This window comes from Flavobacterium frigidum, assembly GCF_048286795.2.
On record NZ_JBLVPT020000008.1, the window covers coordinates 108596 to 130392 of the forward strand.

The 21797-nt window shown below is 35.0% G+C and carries 16 protein-coding genes; 1 reads left to right on the top strand and 15 read right to left on the bottom strand.

Annotated features, from left to right (window positions below):
• Positions 1–282: 282 nt before the first annotated feature.
• From ACNQGB_RS10085 to recR, 15 genes are all read right to left on the bottom strand, one after another.
• Positions 283–1179, bottom strand: coding sequence for a glycosyltransferase (locus ACNQGB_RS10085; RefSeq protein ID WP_417945850.1), 897 nt, complete (start codon positions 1177–1179; stop codon positions 283–285).
• 34 nt (positions 1180–1213) lie between these two features.
• A complete protein-coding gene (locus ACNQGB_RS10090) occupies positions 1214–2479 on the bottom strand; it encodes an oligosaccharide flippase family protein (protein ID WP_417945849.1) in 1266 nt (421 codons plus the stop codon).
• A 38-nt stretch (positions 2480–2517) separates the two neighbouring features.
• On the bottom strand, positions 2518–3795 hold the full coding sequence (locus tag ACNQGB_RS10095; protein WP_472777108.1) for a nucleotide sugar dehydrogenase: 1278 nt from the start codon (positions 3793–3795) through the stop codon (positions 2518–2520).
• A 58-nt stretch (positions 3796–3853) separates the two neighbouring features.
• Positions 3854–4819 carry an SDR family oxidoreductase gene (locus ACNQGB_RS10100; RefSeq protein ID WP_417946946.1) on the bottom strand — a complete coding sequence of 322 codons (966 nt, stop codon included), beginning with the start codon at positions 4817–4819 and terminating at the stop codon, positions 3854–3856.
• 28 nt (positions 4820–4847) lie between these two features.
• A complete protein-coding gene (locus ACNQGB_RS10105) occupies positions 4848–5270 on the bottom strand; it encodes an adenylyltransferase/cytidyltransferase family protein (RefSeq protein WP_417946952.1) in 423 nt (140 codons plus the stop codon).
• A 17-nt stretch (positions 5271–5287) separates the two neighbouring features.
• The gene (locus ACNQGB_RS10110) at positions 5288–6352 is read right to left on the bottom strand and encodes a Wzz/FepE/Etk N-terminal domain-containing protein (RefSeq protein ID WP_417946944.1); all 1065 of its coding nucleotides are present in this window, start codon (positions 6350–6352) and stop codon (positions 5288–5290) included.
• A 154-nt stretch (positions 6353–6506) separates the two neighbouring features.
• Complete coding sequence (locus ACNQGB_RS10115) at positions 6507–8921, bottom strand: SLBB domain-containing protein (RefSeq protein ID WP_417946942.1); 2415 nt, start codon at positions 8919–8921, stop codon at positions 6507–6509.
• Between the two features lie 439 nt (positions 8922–9360).
• Positions 9361–10365, bottom strand: a complete 1005-nt coding sequence (locus ACNQGB_RS10120) for a mannose-1-phosphate guanylyltransferase (RefSeq protein ID WP_417946940.1) — start codon at positions 10363–10365, stop codon at positions 9361–9363.
• A 40-nt stretch (positions 10366–10405) separates the two neighbouring features.
• On the bottom strand, positions 10406–11689 hold the full coding sequence (locus ACNQGB_RS10125; protein ID WP_417946938.1) for a nucleotide sugar dehydrogenase: 1284 nt from the start codon (positions 11687–11689) through the stop codon (positions 10406–10408).
• 511 nt (positions 11690–12200) lie between these two features.
• On the bottom strand, positions 12201–12665 hold the full coding sequence (locus ACNQGB_RS10130; RefSeq protein WP_417946950.1) for a UpxY family transcription antiterminator: 465 nt from the start codon (positions 12663–12665) through the stop codon (positions 12201–12203).
• 744 nt (positions 12666–13409) lie between these two features.
• Positions 13410–14801 (bottom strand): UDP-glucose 6-dehydrogenase, encoded by a 1392-nt coding sequence (locus tag ACNQGB_RS10135; protein ID WP_417946936.1) that lies wholly within the window; start codon positions 14799–14801, stop codon positions 13410–13412.
• 126 nt (positions 14802–14927) lie between these two features.
• Positions 14928–15911, bottom strand: a complete 984-nt coding sequence (locus tag ACNQGB_RS10140; RefSeq protein ID WP_417946935.1) for an SDR family oxidoreductase — start codon at positions 15909–15911, stop codon at positions 14928–14930.
• Between the two features lie 20 nt (positions 15912–15931).
• On the bottom strand, positions 15932–18388 hold the full coding sequence (locus ACNQGB_RS10145) for a polysaccharide biosynthesis tyrosine autokinase (protein ID WP_472777109.1): 2457 nt from the start codon (positions 18386–18388) through the stop codon (positions 15932–15934).
• Positions 18389–18403: 15 nt separating this feature from the next.
• Entirely contained in the window at positions 18404–19192 is a 789-nt protein-coding gene (locus ACNQGB_RS10150) for a polysaccharide biosynthesis/export family protein (RefSeq protein WP_417947052.1), read from the bottom strand.
• 71 nt (positions 19193–19263) lie between these two features.
• Entirely contained in the window at positions 19264–19884 is a 621-nt protein-coding gene (gene recR / locus ACNQGB_RS10155; RefSeq protein WP_309759607.1) for a recombination mediator RecR, read from the bottom strand.
• A 145-nt stretch (positions 19885–20029) separates the two neighbouring features.
• Here recR and ACNQGB_RS10160 point away from each other — a divergent pair, with 145 nt between their 5' ends.
• Positions 20030–21538, top strand: a complete 1509-nt coding sequence (locus ACNQGB_RS10160) for a sodium:solute symporter (RefSeq protein ID WP_417947050.1) — start codon at positions 20030–20032, stop codon at positions 21536–21538.
• Positions 21539–21797: the final 259 nt, after the last annotated feature.

Consider the following 21797-nt stretch of genomic DNA (forward strand, 5'->3'; position numbering starts at 1 on the left):
TTTAATGACCAATTATAACCAGATACCTTTTTAGTTTAAGTCAAAAAAAACAATCCTGCCGCTTAATTTTAATAATAACTAAAGGAAATTATAAATAATTTCTAATATATGACCCTCTGAATTTATTGCTAACTTCAAAGCGTATATCTATTTAAACATTCATTTACTACCTTATAATAAGCTCCTTTACTAAAATTTAAAAATTTGTCCTACTATTTGATGTAATGATGAAATTTTATTGAGATTTGCAAAATAACTTAATACTACACTATATGATGAAATCTAACATTTAAGAATCATTATTATAAACTCTTTAAACCTCATACTAATTTTATATTTTTTTAAAAGTCTCAATTTTTCAAATACGGACAAATCTCTTGATGTTATCCTAAGATAATTTCCTAAAAATTTATTATCTGGGTACTTTTCATCATATAATGATTTGATAAGATTTCGATCCTTGTTTTGGAAATAATTAAAGTTTTTTAATATCAAAGTATTTTTGATCTTATTAAATAAACTAGAACTCCCTACAAGGTTTTTAGAATGTTGCCTATAATACATTAATGGCGCATTAATGTATGATCTGCTACCTACAATTTCAACAACTAAATGAGTGTATCTGTCGTGTAGATAAACATTGGAAATGAAAGGGTAAATTTCATTTTTTAGCGATAAATTAAAAATTACAGATGCCCCTTGAACATAAAACTTAAACAAAGAGTTTCTTAAACCATATTGCAAAGGCTTACTTCCTTTGAACAAATCTCTACCATTTAAATACTCGTCTGTTACAAAACAATCCGAGTGGCTAAGTATAGGTGTATTTTTGTTTAATTCACTTTCCATTCTCTGCAACTCATTTAAAAGAACTTCTACTTTATTTACAAACCAAACATCATCTTGATCACAAAACATAATATAATTAGAATTGCTTATACCTAGCAAATAATTAATATTCCCAACCAATCCTAAATTCTTTTTTATTCCAATATTTATTATTACTCTTGAATCCTTTTTTGCGACTTCCTGGATAATTTCATTTGTTTTATCAGTACTCCCATCATCTCTAATAATGATCTTAATGTTTGTATAAGTCTGATTTAGTAATGAATTTATCTGTTCCTCAATATATGCTTCACCATTATATGTGGGCAATAAAATGTCGACTGTATGCATACTTGAATAAATATTAATTTTAGATTAAAACAATTCATACTTGATTTAAACTCCTTATTTTAAAAGCACTTAATCCCAGATAAACTGTCGCAGAAAAAAGAGTTGAGTAAGCTGCAAATAAAATTCCAAAATGAGGTATAAATAAAAAATTTAATCCAACATTAAATAACAAAGCTATAGAGATAAATAGTAACATAGTCACAGTTTTCAACTCAAACTCAAGAGGCTTATGTACTAACATTGCTAATTGCCATATGAAAGCTCCTGTAACTATAGGCAATACTAAGCCGACAGAACTAGACGTTAATGGTATACAGACAATTTGGTCTATGAAAAATGATTTATAAAAATAAGAAACTACAATTATAAAAGCAAAAATTAGGATTTCAAATAAAATAAGTTTCTTTAAAAATCGAAAAGCATCTTTTTTAAAACCTTGATTAAATTTTTGAGCCATAATAGGATAACCTGCTACTAAAACAGGAGAATATACAAGTGTAACTCCTTTGTACAACAAATCATAAATGGCCGAATAAGTCCCTAAATCATTATCAGTTAGATAATAGGAAATAATATATCTATCTGAAATATTTAATATTGCCGATATAGTAAACCATAACGCGATTGGCCATCCGTAACTAATTAAATGATTATTTTCATTTATTAGATTAGATATTTTTTTAAGGTTTAATTGTTTTAAAAATATTTTTATTGAAACAACTATAAAACGATAATCAATTCTGAGTAGAAATAAAAACGAAATTAAATAACTTAAAAAAAAACTACCAATTAATAAAGATAAACTGTCGACCTCTTTAAATAAATAACTCAACCCATAAATACAAAATACAAAACTAAATATCCTAATAAAATCAAAAAAAATTGATTTTTTAGCGTTAGATTTTGATTGATAAAAAGTAATTAACAAAACGGATATACTTCCAAAAATTAATGTTAAGACTCCGATTAGACTTATCCAGAAATTGTTTCCTATTAATTTGATTATTCCGAAACAAATTAAACTCAATGGTATTAATATGATAAAACTAAGTTGAAAAATACCAATTTTAAATTTATAGCTGAAATTATTAAAACGTAATACGCACTGATTGAGCCACCCTCCACCAAAAGAAATAAGTATCAAAATTACATTTTGTACCAAAGAGAAATCCCCATATTTTTCTACTCCATAAATCTTAACAATAAGTGGAATCGTCATAAAACTGATTAATCCACTCAAAAACAAGCCTAGAAAATATATTGAAAAATTTTTAAAAAATAATTGGTTCGATTTAAACATAGAATATCAATGGAAGAGTAATTTTGATCTAGTTATTATTAAAGTGAACCATCAACATTATCTCCATAAAGAACACCTTTAATGTCATACAAAATACTTAGTTTTTTTCTAAAAGTAGTAAATTCCATGTTTAAAAATTCTTTATGTGCAACTCCTAAAACAATTGTATCAAATTTATCATTAGATATTTGTTGTGAAGTAATTAAATTATATTCATGTTTAACTTCCTCTGGATTAGCCATTGGGTCATATATAGTAACTTGAATTCCATAGTCCTTTAGTCCTTTTATTACATCCACAATTTTTGTATTACGCACATCAGGACAATTTTCTTTGAAAGTAATCCCTAACATCAATAAATGAGCCCCTTTTATAGCAATCCCTTTTTTAATCATCAACTTAACCACTTGCGAGGCTACATATTCGCCCATACTATCATTTAACCTTCTACCTGCTAAAATGATTTCTGGATGATAGCCAAATTCTTGAGCACGCTGCGCCAAGTAATAAGGATCAACGCCTATACAATGACCTCCAACCAATCCTGGCTTGAATGGTAGAAAATTCCATTTCGTACCCGCTGCCTCTAATACAGCATGGGTATCTATATCCATTAAATTAAATATTTTAGCCAACTCATTTACAAAAGCGATATTGATATCCCGTTGCGAATTTTCAATTACTTTGGCAGCTTCAGCAACTTTAATACTTGGAGCTAAGTGAGTTCCAGCAGTAATTACACTTTTGTACAATTCATCAACAACTACTCCTATTTCTGGAGTAGAACCTGCAGTAACTTTTAAGATTTTTTCTACTGTGTGTTCTTTGTCTCCCGGATTTATCCTTTCTGGTGAATAGCCTGCAAAGAAGTCAACGTTAAATTTCAATCCTGAAACTCTTTCAAGAACAGGCACACATTCTTCCTCTGTTACACCTGGATATACAGTTGATTCATAAATAACAATATCACCCTTCTTTAAAACGGAACCTACAGTTTCACTTGCTTTATATAAAGGCGTTAAATCGGGACGATTATTTCTATCAACTGGTGTTGGTACAGTAATTATAAAAACGTTACATCCTTTTAGGACTTCCAAATTATGGGTACAATAAAGCCCATTTTCATCAGAAAGTTGATTTACTAAAACTGCTTGTAAAACGACGTCTTCCACTTCAAGAGTACTATCATGACCCATATTTAAGGCAGAAATTCTAGCTTTATTTATATCAAATCCAACAGTTGGATATTTAGTAGCGAATAATCTGGCCAAAGGAAGCCCAACGTAACCCAATCCAATAATGGCAATTTTTTTCATGCTAAACCAAATTTTTAATATTAAAACCAACTATTTAATAGATTGATTCTTACCTTTTTTATTTTAAATTATTATAATACCAATCTACAGCTTCTTTTAAGCCATTTTGAATAGAAAACTGTGGTTTGTAACCCAGTAAATTTTCTGCCTTAGCAGTACTAGCTAAAGAATGAGGAATATCACCAGCTCTATTAGGACCATGTATTACTTCAACATTACCTATTTTAGCATCAAAAACAGATAAGTATTCTTTCAACAAACTTACTAATTGTGTCAAAGTAGTTCTGTCTCCATATGCGGTATTATAAACCGTATTTATTGCCTCTGGATTTTGAGCAGTCATAGCTAATTCATTCATTTGAATTACATTGTCGACATAGGTAAAATCCCTGGAATAATTACCATCTCCATTAATCACAGGAGTTTCATACTTCATAAATTGCATAACAAACTTTGGTATTACAGCGGCATAAGCTCCAGTAGGATCCTGTTTCCTCCCAAATACATTAAAATAACGTAATCCAATAGTTTCCAAACCATAAGTTTTGCTGAAAATTTCAGCATACAATTCGTTCACATATTTGGTTATGGCATAAGGCGAAAGTGGTTTCCCTATTACATCCTCTACTTTAGGTAAACCTTGTGAATCTCCATAAGCGGAGGAACTTGCCGCATATACAAACCGCTTAACCTTGGCATCGCGCGAAGCACTGAGCATATTTAAAAAACCCGAGACATTGACATCATTGGTTGTAATGGAATCATTGATAGAACGCGGTACAGAACCTAATGCGGCTTGATGCAAAACATAATCAACCCCTTCTACAGCCTTCTGACAATCTGATAAATTACGAATATCCCCTTCTATCAAAGTATAACCAGGGTTTTCAATAAATGCGAAAATATTATGTCTATGTCCAGTAGCAAAATTATCCAAGCAAACCACTTGATATCCTTTATTCAAAAAGTATTCTGATAAATTGGAGCCAATAAATCCTGCGCCTCCTGTAATAAGTATTTTCATTTTCTCAAAATTCTAGTAACTAATAACATCATTTTTTTTTCAATTCTTTCTCATGAACCTCTTTCCTCAACCCTGAACTCGAAAACCTATGGTCACGTGTATTAAAATACAATTCAATTCCTTTGGCTTCACAATACAGTCGCCCCGTAAAATCTTTCTCTTTGTATTCATCTCCTACAATACGCACATCAATTTTAAACGAACGTAAAATATCTTCTAAATCCTGTTCGGTAGCATAAGGCACAATCTCATCCACAAACTTACAACCTTTCAATTGGATGTATCGTTCTACCACTATTTGTGCGGGTTGGTTTTTACCCGGTCGATCCAGCGTAGGATCAGTTTGCAAACCAACAATCAAATAATCACATTGTCGTTTCGCTTCTTCTAGCATTTTCACATGACCGGCATGAAACAAATCAAAAGCACTAAAAGTTATTCCAACTTGTATTGTATTACTGTCCATATTTACACTAATTGTTTCAAAATACGTCTAACTAAAAGAAATATAACAGTCAAAAAACCCGCTAAAAAACCTCCCATAACGATCCCTTTGGCTTTCCCAAATTTCTCTTTCTTCAAAGGCAAAATGGGTTGGTCGATAACTTGTATTAATGGTGTTTCTTTGCGCAACGTTACTTTTGCTAATTCGGTCTGTTTGACCAGCTCGGTTAATATCGCCGTATTCGCCTGCACATCGACCTGTCTGCGGGCAGATGGCGCTCGACGTACGTTCATCGCGGGATTCAAGCCAAAAGTATTGTCATTGGCAACAGCCACACCGGTAATGGCACCGTTTAACTCACGACGAATAGAATCTGTTTGCCGTTCCAATATATCCATATTTAGTCTTGCCTTCTTGCTCTTGGTCGTCACATAAAAATCCGACACTTCTTTTACCAAAGCTTCCGTAAAATATTTAGAGAACATTTCATTTGTAGAACTAACATCAATAGTAATTATCGCAATTTTTTTATCTTTTTGCCCCACAACTAGTCCCGTTTTAGACAAATCTTGATACATAACCCCTAAAATACTATCATGCACTCGGGTAAAATACTTTCTCTTAGTAACTGGCAAAAATTGGATCTTTTCGTACTGCTGTTTCCCTTTCCATTTATCTCTCCACCCATTATTCTGAATATACATCTCCGCCAAGGATATAGACTTTCCGTCAACCACAACGGCACTCAACAACGTTTGTTCCACCATAGCACGGGACTTAAACAACTCTGTTAAATTAGAGCCGGTAAAAATGCTCCCGCCGCCGCCGCCAAGATCTAAACCTAGCGAACTGGCCAAACCAAGGGCACTCCCCAAACCGCCGCCACCTTTTTCATCTTCTAAAGCAAAAGACAAACTGGCCGTGTACACTGGTTTTTTAGTGAAAGAATAGGCAAGACCCAACCCCGCGCCTACAATCCCCGCCAAAACAATAATCTTCCATTGCGACAGCAAATAAGAAAACCATTCCCTTCCTTTTTCTATTAATTCTTTTAACGATATTTCATCGTTAGGTATTTCTTTATTCATTGTTTCAAGATTTTACGCTTGTATTTTGTTTAATTGTATTGAAATATTTATTTTAAATGGGCTCCTGTTATCTGAGACTGCAACCTGAACACTGAACACTGTAACCTGATCACTGATCACTGCAACCTGAACACTGATCACTGAATACTGACCACTACCTCAATATAGCAATAATGACTCCTGCCAAACTCGCTAAAACTCCTGCTATACTTACAAATTCTCCTGTACTCATCTTTTTTCTCTCTGGTTTTTCAGGAACAATAATTTGAGATCCGGGTATTACTTTAGGATGGTTTCTTATGAATAAGAACTGACGTGTAACTGAAGCTTGTCCGTTTGGGTAAATGATGTATGACTTTCTCTTCCAGCCTTTGTTATCAACGCCTCCCACAGCATCGAGATAGTATTCAAATCCTCTTCCTTTGTTGTACGGAATTTCTGAAGTTAACAATACGTTACCCGTAACCTTTACTCCTTCGTTAAAAGTTGCCACTTCAATAGCGTCTCCAGGAAACAAAATAATGTTGGTGCTACTTTGCTGATTTTTTAAAATCGCATCCCAATTTACTGGGATTGTAGCATATTTTAAATCTTCTTTGAGTTTCTTCTCTAATTTATTTTGAATGCTGTCTTTAGTTCCTAAATTGAGATTAATACTCTCTACTTCCTCAATTTGCTTGGCTTGAATGGGTCTTTTGATTTTAACACCATTCACATTGGCTACTGACGTTAATCCACCTGCTCTCATTACTACATCAAAAACCCTTTCTTTTTTGTTGGCCAAAACGTACTTACCTGCGTACTCCACCGCACCAGTGATAGTTACCATCTCCGGTTTTTCATAGACCGCCATCTTACGAATGTTAATGACATCAAATGGGCGCAGTTCAAAATTTTTGGCTTGCTCGTTGTTGTCGGGAGCAATCTCGATGTTGAACAATTCTGCCTTATTTGGATTGGCATCATCATTTTTTTCAGAAACGATCATCCTTGCAATCTCTACTCTCTTCGATGCAGAACCTGTTAAACCGCCGGCTTGTACTAACAAATCGTTTAAAGTTAAACCCTCATTATAGTCATACACTCCTGGCTGTCTGATTTCGCCATCGATAGTGATTTTATATTCCTCAACAAAATCCAATATGGAATAAACGGTAACTAGATCTTCTTTTTTTAAAGCCACATTAGCGGCTTCATCACCTCGTAACGCTTGCTCTAAATTAACCATAACAATCTCAGTAGTCAAATCAGACTTGAGTCTAATAATTCGAGCTCTTTTACTGTATGCATCTTCTTTTAATCCATCGGCTTTTCTAATTAGATCAGAAATGCGCATGCCCTCATAAAAGGAATACGTATCCGGTCTAAAAACGGCGCCTGCAATGCTAATGCGATTTTCAAAACGGTTTAAAATTTTAGAAACCCGAAACACATCGCCTGACAGCGGTTTATAGGTATTAAATTCAACCTCTTTAATATCTGTTACCTTGAATTCCTTATTCGTTTTTTGCAACACATTTACAGAGGCTGTGTAAGCAAATTCATTAAAGCCGGACGCGAAAGACATTAAAGTACTAAAAGTCTCTCCTTTCTTCATTTCAAAAATTCCAGGACGCTTGACCTGTCCCTCTACTGTTACCCTTTGAGTGTACGCCGGAATCCGAATAACGTCATTGTCCTTTAAACCAACATTATCGGATTGGTCACCGTTAACCAAAAAACGATAAATATCAATATTTTTATATACCCTATTGTCGCGCAACAACTCAATGTTCCTATAACTGCCATTTTTACCGGGACCTCCTCCTAAAAACAAAGCATTATAAACAGTAGCCAAAGAGGATATTGAATAATTTCCAGGCTGTTTGCTGCCTATGATGGTTACCCGAATGGTTCTAATACGGCTCAAACTGATTCCAACTTGCGATTGTCCGGAACGAATCGTGCTGTAAACGCCAGCCATAGCATTGCGTAACTTTTGAGTCGCTGCTTCAATACTCATCCCAGAAACCGGAATTTGGCCTACGTACTGGATGTTTACTTTGCCTTCTATGGTTACTGGAACAGAGGCACTAAATTCTTGAACTCCATACAAACTAACTTGTAATTCGTCTCCTGGTCCGAGGATATAATTCACTGGAGTGGCCAATTTCAAATTAGGCTCAAAATTCAATGTTGGATTATCAAAAAGTTCTGAACCAAAAATTAAGGCATTTAGTGTGTCTTTTACTTTGGTATTGACTATTTTATCTTGTTTTCTAGTTAATTCCTCCTCTGATGCATTGCCACCTTTTGCTTTCTCTGCATTTGCGGTCTGTACTCCCAATCTGGTTTTTAATTTCGCAAACTCTATTGCAGACATTCCTTTGGCCAAAGCCATAGGCTCTGCTTGTTCAATTGTCATATTATTGGTCTGCAGCTGTGCTTTAATTTTTACGATATCGCTATCTGTCAAATTATCCACTTTCAACGTACTCAAATCATTACTTTTTAGCAAGTCCTGCGCCAACAAAGTAGAAGACTGAAAAAGTGCTATAAACAATAAAGTGACTGTAATTATTTTTTTCATATCTATTCTAAAATTTAAATTCTTTAAATCTACAAGCTGTTAGTCCTATACTAGAGCAACGTATTTCTATTCTGTAATGAAATCAGCAACAATGCCCAATGGATCCGCTCTGTCGAGTGCCATAGGCCTGATTAAATTTTCTTTTGGACTGCAAATTTATGTCAAAAGATTTAATCCAATATTCATTAAAAAAAAATTAAACCAAGTATATTTAATTTCAATCTTATAAAATATTTAAAATTAACCTATTATACAAAACGTAATTTGATAGCAAATTAAAATTTTATAGTACTGTTTTTCTGACTTTTTTTAATTGTCGTTTAAGGTACATTACATAATTTCAATTTTGAAATCTTGCCTTCTTACTTTAAGACATCTACAACTAAAAACCGGAACCCAATATTATCTTATGCTTCCCGAAGGACAAAACGCACTAGTTTCAATTCAACAAATCTGACTTATCGCGCTCCAGTGCATTATACACACTCTTGACATCCTGAGAGAATTCTTTTTTCAAAATTAAATTAGCGGTATCGGTATGCACAAAAATGGTATCCTTGACCCCAACAAAAGCCGTGTAATTAGTAGTTCCAATGACCATATTCCCGTTTTCGTCTACCGGATGACCTATGCTGATCAAATAATCATACACGGATTCAAAGGATCCTAAATCGGACCATTCAAAGTGAGACGACACTACTTTTATTTTTTTACTGCGTTCCATCACCGCATAATCAATACTAATAGAAGGAATAGCCAGAGAGAGATCTAGATCTAAATTTCCCGCTTGGTTGTTTTCCCAAGCTAATTTTGAAGTTTCATATACTTCAGGAGCATACAGCTTTAATTCCTCTAAAAAAACAGTCGCTTTAAAGCAGAACATACCGCTGTTCCATAGAAAATTCCCTGTAGCTATAAACTCTCTAGCCATTACTTGATTTGGTTTTTCTCGAAAGGAAACCACGTCATCCCCTTTGCGTTCGATATACCCATAGCCTGTTTCTGGTTTAGTAGGGATGATTCCAAAGGTTACGATAAACCCATTAGCTGCTTTTGCAATAGCTTCTTGAATGGATTCTTCATACAACTCCATCGCTCCAATAATATGATCTGATGGTGTAACAATTAAAATATCATCTGGCCCTGATGCAAAAGCTGCAAAAGCAATAGCCGCAGCGGTGTTTCTTGGCGTAGACTCAATAATATCGATATAATCTGTATTTGATTTTTCTAATACTTGTTTACTCAAATGGCAATTGTCGATATTCCCGACAACCAATATAGTATCGGCAATAGCGCGATTGCGGTCTACCGTCATTTCAAACAAAGACTTTCCATCAAAAATAGCAAGGTATTGCTTTGGTTGACTTTTACGAGAAAGTGGCCATAACCTACTACCAACACCTCCTGTGAGTATAACATGTTTTATTAAATGCTTTTCCATAAAAATGTATTTATTAAACTATGATTTTGTTTTACAATAACTACAGCCTACCATCTGCTACAGTGCCTAACACTCCTTTTACATCATACAACAAACTCGTTGGTTTTTGCATAAGCGAATAATCCAATCCTAAAAACTGATCGTGCGCAACTCCAAGTATGACAGCATCAAATTGCTGTTTGGGCAATTCGTTTTTGGTGACTAAGTTGTATTCTTTTTTTACTTCCAAGGGATTAGCAATAGGATCATAAGTAGTTACTGCAATACCATAATCGGATAAGGCAGCAATTACATCCACTATTTTTGTATTGCGAACATCGGGACAGTTTTCCTTAAAGGTAATTCCAAGCATCAAAACAGTAGCGCCATTTACCGAAATTCCTTTTTTGATCATCAGTTTAACTACTTGAGAGGCCACGTATTCGCCCATACTATCATTCAATCGCCTTCCTGCTAATATAATCTCAGGATGGTATCCGAATTCTTGCGCACGTTGTGCAAGATAATACGGATCAACTCCGATACAATGCCCTCCTACCAAACCCGGTTTAAAGGGTAAAAAATTCCATTTGGTTCGAGCTGCTGCTAAAACGGCTTGCGTATCAATCTGCATCAAATTGAATATTTTAGCCAACTCGTTTACGAAAGCAATATTAATATCACGCTGAGAATTCTCGATTACTTTGGCCGCTTCAGCCACTTTTATGGATGGTGCCAAATGCGTTCCCGCAGTAATAACCGATTGATATAATGCATCAACTTGGCGTCCTGATTCTGGTGTAGAACCAGACGTGATTTTTAAAATTTTTTCAACCGTATGTTCTTTGTCGCCTGGATTAATGCGTTCAGGAGAATAACCTGCAAAAAAATCAACATTGAATTTCAGTCCTGAAACCCGTTCTAAAACAGGCACACATTCTTCTTCAGTAACGCCGGGATATACAGTAGATTCATAAATAACAATATCCCCTTTCTTTAATACACTACCAACGGTTTCACTTGATTTGTATAAAGGCGTTAAATTAGGACGGTTGTTTTTATCAACTGGAGTAGGAACGGTTACAATATAATAGGTACATGCTGCAATAGCATTTACGTCTGTGGTACAATACAAACCTGGTGCATCAGTTGGGGCAGAAACTAAAACGTTCTGCAGTGTGAACTCATCTACTTCAAACGTACTATCTGAACCAGACTGCAGCGCAGCAACTCTAGCGTGGTTAATGTCATACCCAACCACAGCGTATTTTGTAGCGAATAATCGTGCTAATGGCAAACCAACATAACCCAAACCTATTACCGCTATTTTTATATTTGAATCCATTTTGAATAATTAAAAGTAGCGTTTATTCACTTTACCCTACTGCTTCGCACTCCATACCCACATAAAAAGTAGCGTACAGAAAATTATAAGTGCGCAAAGATAGGAACAATATGCCATTTTTTGTTGTATAATTCACAGTTGATCATCAAGCGATTTTTTCTCAAACAGTGTATATATTACAAACTATTGAAATTCAAAAAGAAAGATACTGTAGACTGCTTTTATTTACATTTAAATATCACCTAAATTAGTGATAAAAAAAATTGGATTGTAGCAATTGAAAACGGTTGCCGCATTATTTGAGTTTACCACACCCGTAAACTGATTTTGTCTCATCGAGCGCAGTCGAGATGCTTTGATCATTAATCAATAGTACTCTAATTTTTTGTCACAACGAACGCAGTCGAGATGTTTTAATCCTTCAACAATAGTAATCTTATTTTTTGTCACATCGAGCGCAGTCGAGATGGGTACTACTATAGCATACCAAAACAGGTATTATTTTAGTAAACTACTTGATCTTCATTTTTAAAACACATCCCAAAGACTCCAAAACTAGCAAATAATGCGTATTGGTTACTTCTTGAACAATTGCTTTTTGACTTGAAAAAGGGCCAGATTCTAACTGTATAGCATCCCCTACTTGAAAAGAGTGTAGGCTTACATCATTGGCCTGAGCTGGATCCAACCATTTTTGTATGGTGTCAATTTCTTCGTCACGAACAATGGCAGGCTTACCCAACCAAAACAAATAACGCACCACTCCAACCGATTGAAAAACCATATTCCGTTGTGCTTCGGGCAATTGGACAAAAACATACGAATTAAATAGCGGCACTTCTACCTTTTTCTTTCGATCAGACCATTGCCGAACCTGCGTAACCAAAGGGCAATAGCAAGCGATCCCTTTATTTTTTAATTGTTCTGCAACTTTTTTCTCCCATTTGGGCTTTGTATATACTACATACCAATTCATCATTTTCTTTGTATTGAAATAACACCTTCTTGTTATTCCGTTATTTTATATAACTATCTATTTATTGTTCGCTAACTATTTTTAGCCACGAATTACACAAATCGGCACTAAATTATTTGTTAGCGCAACTACTTGACTCGCTTAAATCCGTTTTAACCGCAAAGTATCACAGTACTATTTAAACTACTTTCGATAGCGATTGCGCTTTTAATATTCCAGTACGGTTTTACTTTTTTAGGGCAATTACTTTTATTTAAGTGGTGCTCGCTACATCTTCAATTTGTCATGATTAAAAAAAATAATACGGGAATGCGTGGTAATAAAAAGTAAAATACGTTGGCATAACAATAACATGTTCCTTTTTTTACTATTATTTTTTGGGTATTAATTAATCTTCGATTATACTTTCTTATCCCGATAGATGCCTAACGCACAATGCATTAAGTTAAGGAATAATCCCTACGATTGTGTCATTCCGACGAAGGAGAAATCGCAACAAACGTGCGCAACAAACAGAGATTCCTCCTTCGTCGGAATGACAAATAAACACTTAACTTAATGACATTGACCGAGCACTTCGAGAAGTGTTTTATAAAATAGCGAAAGCATTTTTATAAAAATGTATCGAGAATCGCTACCTGAAACTACTTTTATTAGCTATCAAACGTGTACAAATCTATTTAATAAACAAACTCCTTTTTTCGCTTAACCTCTCTCTCCTTCGGAGAGGGCTGGGGTGAGGATCTAAGAACCAATAGCCTGATAAACAAAGCCAATTTCTTGTAATTCTGGACCATTCAACAAATTTCTCCCATCAAAAATAAAAGCTGGTTTTTGCATCGAATCGTATATTTTCTGCCAATCATAGGTTGCAAACTCATCCCATTCAGTGAGCACGGCGATGGCATGCGCATTTTGACAGGCTTCGTAGGGGTTTTCAAAGGAAAATACGCTACTAGCATTGTCTGTACTAGTTCTAGAATTGAGATAATTTAAATCATCCTGAATCTTTTTAAGGGATACTTTAGGATCATAAACTGCAATTTGAGCATGTTCATTTATTAAATCATCAGCAATATAAATAGCTGCTGATTCTCTGGTATCATTAGTATCTTTTTTAAAAGCCCATCCTAAAAAAGTTATTTTTTTGTCGGACACCGTATTGTATAGTGTTTGGACAATGCGGTTGGAAAAACGTCTTTTTTGATGATCGTTCATAATAATCACTTGTTCCCAATAATCTGCTACTTGATGCAATCCGTATGATTTTGCAATGTAGACTAAATTCAGAATATCTTTTTGAAAACATGAACCACCAAAACCTACCGAAGCTTTCAAGAATTTAGATCCAATTCGGCTATCCATTCCTATTGCTTTTGCAACTTCATTTACATTTGCTCCTGTTTTTTCGCACAGTTCAGACATTGCATTTATAGATGAAATTCGTTGTGCTAGGAAGGCATTTGCGGTCAGCTTAGACAATTCTGAAGACCAAACATTAGTCGTTAATATTTTATCAACAGGAACCCAATTTGCGTAAACATCAACCAACGCTTGTATCGCTTTTTGTCCGTCATCAGAGGAATCTCCTCCAATTAATATTCGGTCTGGATGTAATAAATCATCCACAGCAGTTCCCTCGGCTAAAAACTCTGGATTTGACAAAATTTGGAATTGTACGCCATTGCCCGTATTATCTAGAATGCTTTTGATAGCCTCAGCGGTACGCACAGGAAGCGTCGATTTTTCGACTACTATTTTGTTGTCTTTGGCAACCTTTGCAATTTGTCTGGCACACAATTCAATATATTTCAAGTCAGCTGCCATTCCTTTTCCTTTTCCATAGGTTTTGGTTGGGGTATTCACTGAAATGAAAATCACTTGCGCTTCTTCTATTGCTTTTTCCACTTGGGTAGAAAAAAACAAATTTCTTCCTCTCGCTTCGGAAACAATTGCACTCAAACCCGGTTCATAAATAGGTATATTATTTACATCTTCATCATTCCAAGCAGCTATTCGCTCTTCATTTAAATCGACTACTGTGACTTGTATATTAGGGCATTTTTGCGCTATTACTGCCATGGTTGGACCGCCAACATATCCCGCTCCAATGCAACATATTTTTGTAATTTTCATTTCTAAATTTTCTATTTTATACTACTATTCTAATTTTCATTTACTACCCATTAATCACACTCCTCACTTCTCACTATTCATTCCCCACTATCCACTCCTCACTATTCACTTCTCACTTCTCACTCCTCACTTCAAATTATTCCAATACCACTCTACCGCTTCCTTTAATCCTTCCTGCATCGAATATTTTGGATCATAGTCCAACAGCATTTTTGCTTTATCTATACTTGCCAAAGAGTGTGGAATATCGCCCGCTCTATTGGGTCCATAAACAATCGGAACACTTCCAATTCTTTCATCGTATGCCGCAAGATACTCTTTCAAATACCCTACTAGATTGTTCAATGTATTCCGATCTCCATACGCAGTATTGTAAACCGTATTAATGGCTTGTGGATTTTGGGTTAGCATGGCCAAAGCATTCATCTGGATCACATTATCGATATAGGTAAAATCACGGGAATAATTTCCATCACCATTTATTTTTGGACTTTCTAACTGCATCAACTGCATTACAAATTTAGGAATAACCGCAGCATAGGCACCATTTGGATCTTGTTTTCGACCAAAAACATTAAAATAACGCAACCCAATCGTTTCTAAACCATAGGTTCTACTAAATATATCCGCATACAATTCATTCACATATTTCGTAATGGCATAAGGCGAAAGGGGCTTTCCAATCACGTCTTCCACCTTTGGTAACGCTTCAGAGTCACCGTAAGTCGACGAACTTGCCGCGTACACAAACCGTTTTACTTTGGCATCCCTAGAGGCTACTAACATATTCAAAAAACCAGCAATATTAACATCATTGGTGGTAACCGGATCATTAATCGATCTGGGTACAGAACCTAAGGCGGCTTGGTGCAAGACATAATCTACTCCCTGCACTGCTTTATTGCATTCGCTAGCATTGCGTATATCTCCTTCAATCAAATTGAAATTAGGATGATTGATAAAGTCTTTTAAATTATGCCTGTGACCTGTTGCAAAATTATCAAAACAAATCACTTTATAGCTTTGGGACAAAAAATACTCGCACAGATTAGAACCTATAAATCCTGCGCCTCCTGTTATCAAAACCGTACTTTTGGTTGCTTCTTGCATGTACTTTTGTTATAAAAAAATTACTTTATTTGTTTCTTTAGGATTTTCTCTCCAATTTTTTGATACCACTTTTTGGTTCTCTCTTCTTCATAATATCCATTTGCATAGTTTCCATAGCCGTACCCATAGCCGTATCCTGTACCATATTTTGCTTTGTTTTCTAAACCATTCAAAATAATACTGGCATTTTGCAATTCACCTCTTTTTACTCTATTGTTTAATAAAGTTATCATGTCTTTTTTAGTAAAATTCTGCCTTATGATATATAAGGTTACATCACAATATTGAACCAACTCTAAAGCGTCAGACACCAAACCTACCGGTGGTGTGTCTAGAATAATATAATCGTATTTTTTCTTCAGCTCTTCTATCAATTCGCCCATACCTTCGCTCAGGATCATCTCTGAGGGATTTGGTGGAATTGGCCCCGACAATATAACGTCCAGAAACGGTATGTGCGTATGGTTTGTTATTTCCTCGATCGTTTTTTGTTTGATTAAATAATTGACTATCCCCACTTCGTTAGACAAATTAAATTCGGCAAATAGCTTTGGTTTTCTTAGATCTAATCCTAATACAACCGTCTTTTTCTCGCTCAAGGCAAAAACGGTAGCGATGTTTATAGCGCAAAATGTTTTTCCCTCACCACTTACTGAAGAGGTGATCATTAGCGTTTTTGCACCGTCTAAATTTTGTTGCTTGTATAAAAATTGTAGCGAAGATCGAATGGCTCTAAAAGATTCTGATAACGCCGATTTTGGTCTGTCAAAAACAGCTAAGTCGGAGCTTTCCTTATTTAAACCAACAATTCCTATCAAGGGAAGCTTTGTCATTTTACTGACATCCTCTGCATTTTGAACAGCGTTATTGATAAAGAAAATAGTAAATACAAAAAGTAATGGGATCAGTATTCCCAGAAATAAAGCCAAGATATAATTAACAGAAGTTTTAGGCCCGATAAGTCCGCCTCCTACATCCTTTGCAGGATCTATAAAATGTACATCCGATAAGTTGGCCGCTTTTACAATATCTGCTTCGCTTCTTTTTTGAAGAAACGTACTGTAAATATTATCACTTAAATCATATTTTCGTTTGATTTTAATAAGTTCTTGCTGATCCTCGGGAAGTTGTTTTATCGTGCTTTCAGTTTCATTTATTTTACTGCTTATCATAGCTAAATCATATTGTAAAGCCGATTTGGCCGAAGCAATATTTTCTAACAAAACATTTTTAATGGCCTCCATTTGATTATCAAAATCCTTGAATATTTTGTCGCTTTTTACAGCGTAAGCCATTTCAGAACGTTGCGTAGATAAAGCGATTAACTTAGACACATTCACAACAATATTGGGATCGTCAATCCCTGCCACAGTTGGCGCAGGAAGTTTAGCATAGTTTACGCTACTTTTTAAGTATGCTTTCAACGAATTGTAATAGGCTATTTTACGATTTATCTCATCTTTCTGCACATCAAAGCCCAAAATCTTTTCAGAAAATTTAGAACCACCTTCCTCTATGTCGTATATATTTTTACCTTTTCTAAAGGATTTTAATTCGTTTCCCGTTTCCTTAAGCTGCGACTCCATGGCTACTAACGTGCTATCAATAAAAGCTATCGTATTGGTAGCAAATTGGTTCTTTCCATCCAACTGCCTTTTTATAAGCATCTTGACGGTGGCATTCAAATATTCGACCATTCTGGCTTTATTTGGGCCTTGCATTGCTAAAGTGATTATCGAACTGCCTTTGTCATCTGATTTTACATTGATCCCTCTATAGGCTCCAACGGTTGCGTCAAAATCATTAAACTCGACGAAATATTCATTTCCTTTATAAAAACCAGGATTTTCATTTATTTCTAACGTCCAATTCAAAAAAGGCAACGACACTTTTTCGCCTACTTTATATCGTTGAACAAAATCTTCTGCCGCTACTGCTGTAGTACTGTATGAATGATCAGCATACGTAATTAAAGAAGCACTCTGACTCTGAAATGGAATGGTAATTTCATACGTGTTTTCAGTAATAAATTTAATCCCAATTAAAGTGCCTGACACTTGTCCTTTTAATTTATCTATGGTTACATGAAAGGGAACCGATCCATATCCATCTATTAAATTGTATTCTCCTTGTACCAGATAATTAATGTAGAATTGCAATTTATCAACCACCAGTTCATTATGAGATCTGGACTGCAAAGTAGTGGTAATGGTCTGAACTTGATCTGAAGTCCCACCCCAATTAAAGACCAAACTGGTATTGGATGTAAACAAAGGATTGCTCTCTTCTTTAACAGAAATAAGCGTATCCATGCCGTATATTTTTTCTTTACGAACATTCACCTGATACGCAATGGCAAAAGTAATAAGTAGACTTATCAAAAACCACTTCCAATAACTCCCGATTTTTATTAAAAACCCCTTAAAGTCAAAACTGACTTGGTTTTCAAAAATCGAAAAATCTTTTAAATCTAACATATTTAAGGCGCTGTTTTAATTTTTTAAAAGCAAAAAAGTAGTTGTTGCCAAAGACAACACGGTAATAATAGTTCCTAGAGATTCTATTCCGGTCTTTCCAGTCCCCCAAGATTTTTGCTTGAGTGGTTTTATGTAAATATAATCATTGGGCTGCAAATAATAAAAAGGGGATTTCATTGCATTGATATCTGTAAGGTCTATATCTTGCATAACAACTCCGGTAGGTGTTTTTCGCATCACGGTTACGGCTTTTCGATCACCAGTAATCGTGATGTCGCCAGCATTTGCAATAGCTTCCATGATAGTGACTTGCTCTTGAAATAGCGTTTTAGTACCCGGACTTCCTATTTCTCCGTTGATGGTAAATCTAAGACCACCCAATTTAACGGTAACAAAAATATTAGCCTCTTTGTTAAAATATTCCGCTAGGAGTTGCTTTTCAATTCGTACTCGAATCTCTTCTAAGGTGTAACCAATAACATTTAGCTCTCCCAATATAGGAATTCTAATGGCACCATGATCATCAACCGTAAAACCATCAAAATAAAGTCCTGATTCTGATTTACCCTGTATATTTGCCTCGTTACTAGGATTAAACATCGCTACTAATTTAGGATCTATAGCTTTGATAGTGATGCTTATAATGTCATTGGTTTGCAATCTGTAGGGCTTTGACTCTACAGCCGAAATGGTATTCGCAACCTCGGAATTGTTCTTATTTTGAAGGTAAATTAAATCCTGAGTTGGAATACAAGAAGTAAACAACAGACTAACTAACAACAAATAGAGTACGGATTTGCTCATTTTTTACTATTTTAAAAACAAATATAGCTTTTCATTTAGTATTTAAAAAGCTTCGCTGCTCATTATCTGGATTAATTATTTTTGAACGATTTTTCGAAAGGTACTCTTTGCAAAATACTTCTCCCTAAGGTAACTTCATCAGCATATTCCAGTTCGTCTCCCACTGAAATTCCTCTAGCTATTGTAGACATGATTATGTCACTATCCCCAATTTGTTTGTAAATATAAAAATTTGTGGTATCACCCTCCATCGTGGAGCTCAGAGCAAAAATCACTTCAATCACACTACCTGATTTTACTTTTTCAACAAGCGTAGTGATGTTCAACTGACTAGGACCCACTCCGTCAATTGGAGATATTTTGCCACCTAAAACATGATAAATCCCTCTAAACTGTCCGGTGTTTTCGATGGCCATCACATCCCGAATATCTTCTACAATACAGATAATTTGGTGGTTCCTGCTTTGATTAGCACAAATCTCACACCGCTCACTATCTGAGATGTTATGACAGCTGTTGCAATACTTAATATCTTCCCGCATCGCAACTAAGGCTTGCGATAAAAAACCGGTTTGTTCCTTGGGTTGTTTTAATAAATGCAATACCAATCGCAGTGCTGTTCTCTTACCAATTCCTGGCAACTGAGACATTTCATTGACTGCTTTTTCTATGAGTTTTGAAGAGAATTCCATAACGACAAAAGTAGTTAATTAGTTGATTTGTTCCATTGGTTATTTGTTTAATAGAAGCTGTAAATTGATACTATTTTAAACAAACGAAATAACCAATAAACGAATTAACCAAAAAATCGTATTTTGGCTTCAAATAAAAACTGCAATGACTCCTAGCACCATTTTAACTCTCATAATCGTTTATTTTGGAATTTTATTCTTCATCTCCTACACCGTAAGCAAAAAAGATAACGGAAATGAAGCGTTTTTTAAAGCCAATAAGAACTCTAAATGGTACTTAGTCGCTTTTGGGATGATTGGAACAGCACTTTCGGGAGTGACTTTTATCTCTGTTCCGGGGGAAGTTGGTGCTCCAAATGGAGAACAATTTAAATATTTTCAATTTGTTTTAGGCAATGCCATTGGCTTTATTATCATTGCAAAAGTACTACTACCCTTGTATTACCGTATGAATTTGACTTCGATTTACGGATATATCGAGCAACGGCTAGGTATGTATTCCTATAAAACTGCCGCCACTATTTTCTTAATTAGCAGAACCATAGGATCGGCTTTCCGACTGTATTTAGTGGTGATTGTTTTGCAGCGTTATGTTTTTGATTTCTATAGTATTCCTTTTGCCATGACGGTGCTCATTTCCTTGGCATTGATATTTGCCTATACCTATCGTGGCGGATTAAAAACGATCATTATCACCGATACTTTACAAACATTTTTTCTAGTTACTTCGGTTTTCTTGACGATTGTATTTATTTGCAACAGTTTAGATTTCTCTGCTATTGAAGCTTTTGAAGCCGTGAAAAACAGCAACTACTCTAAAGTCTTCTTTTTTGAAGATTTCATCAGCAGTAAATTCCATTTTGTAAAACAGATCGTGGGTGGAATATTCGTTACCATCGCCATGGTAGGTTTGGATCAGGATTTAATGCAGAAAAATTTAAGTTGTGCCACAATTGGCGAAGCCCAAAAAAACATGTTCACTTTTACGGGGATTTTTGTCGTGATTAATATATTCTTTCTTAGCGTAGGGGCTTTACTTTATATTTACGCTGCTAAAAACGGAATTGAAGTACCAACAGATTTAGTCACAGGAAAACCAAGAACTGATTTACTTTTTCCTGAAATAGCTTTTAACCATTTGGCACTAATTCCATCTATAATTTTCTTATTGGGTTTAACCGCAGCGACCTTTGCTACTACAGACTCTGCCTTAACGGCACTTACAACCTCGTTTTGTATTGATTTTTTAGGAATGGACAAAGAAGGAAATCGAAGCAAACCTAATGTGGTGCGTACGAGACATGTTGTTCACATCACTTTTTCGTTACTCATGTTTTTGGTCATTATTTTATTTAATGCGATCAACGATAGTTCTGTGGTAGGCATGATTTTTCGAGTTGCCTCGTATACCTATGGACCGCTTTTAGGATTGTATTGCTTTGGATTATTAGTACAATCAAAAACAGTGAAAGATAAATTTGTCCCTATAGTTTGTTTAGCATCACCAGCCATTACGTACTTGATCAGCGAGAATTCAAAAACGTTATTATGGGGTTATGTATTCGATAATGAATTGATTCTTATAAACGGACTGATCACATTTCTAGGGCTTCTGCTGATTAGTAAAAAAGCCACAATTGTAACTCGATTTTAATTATGAGTTCATCGATGAAATTTGGTAGTAATTAAAAAATTCCTATTGGCAATTGTAATCTAGGCTTACTTTTAAGTTGTTACATTTATTTAGAAATTTTCACTGTCGAACTTCACAAAACAGCGCGCTGAAAGAATTGTTTCTCTACGAATTATGTTGCATACTTGAGCCCTAGCCCTGATAAAAATGGAAATCCTTTTGAATAAAACAGTTGTTTTTTCTCATAAAAAAAGAGCGACCAACGGAAGCTCCCTTTATT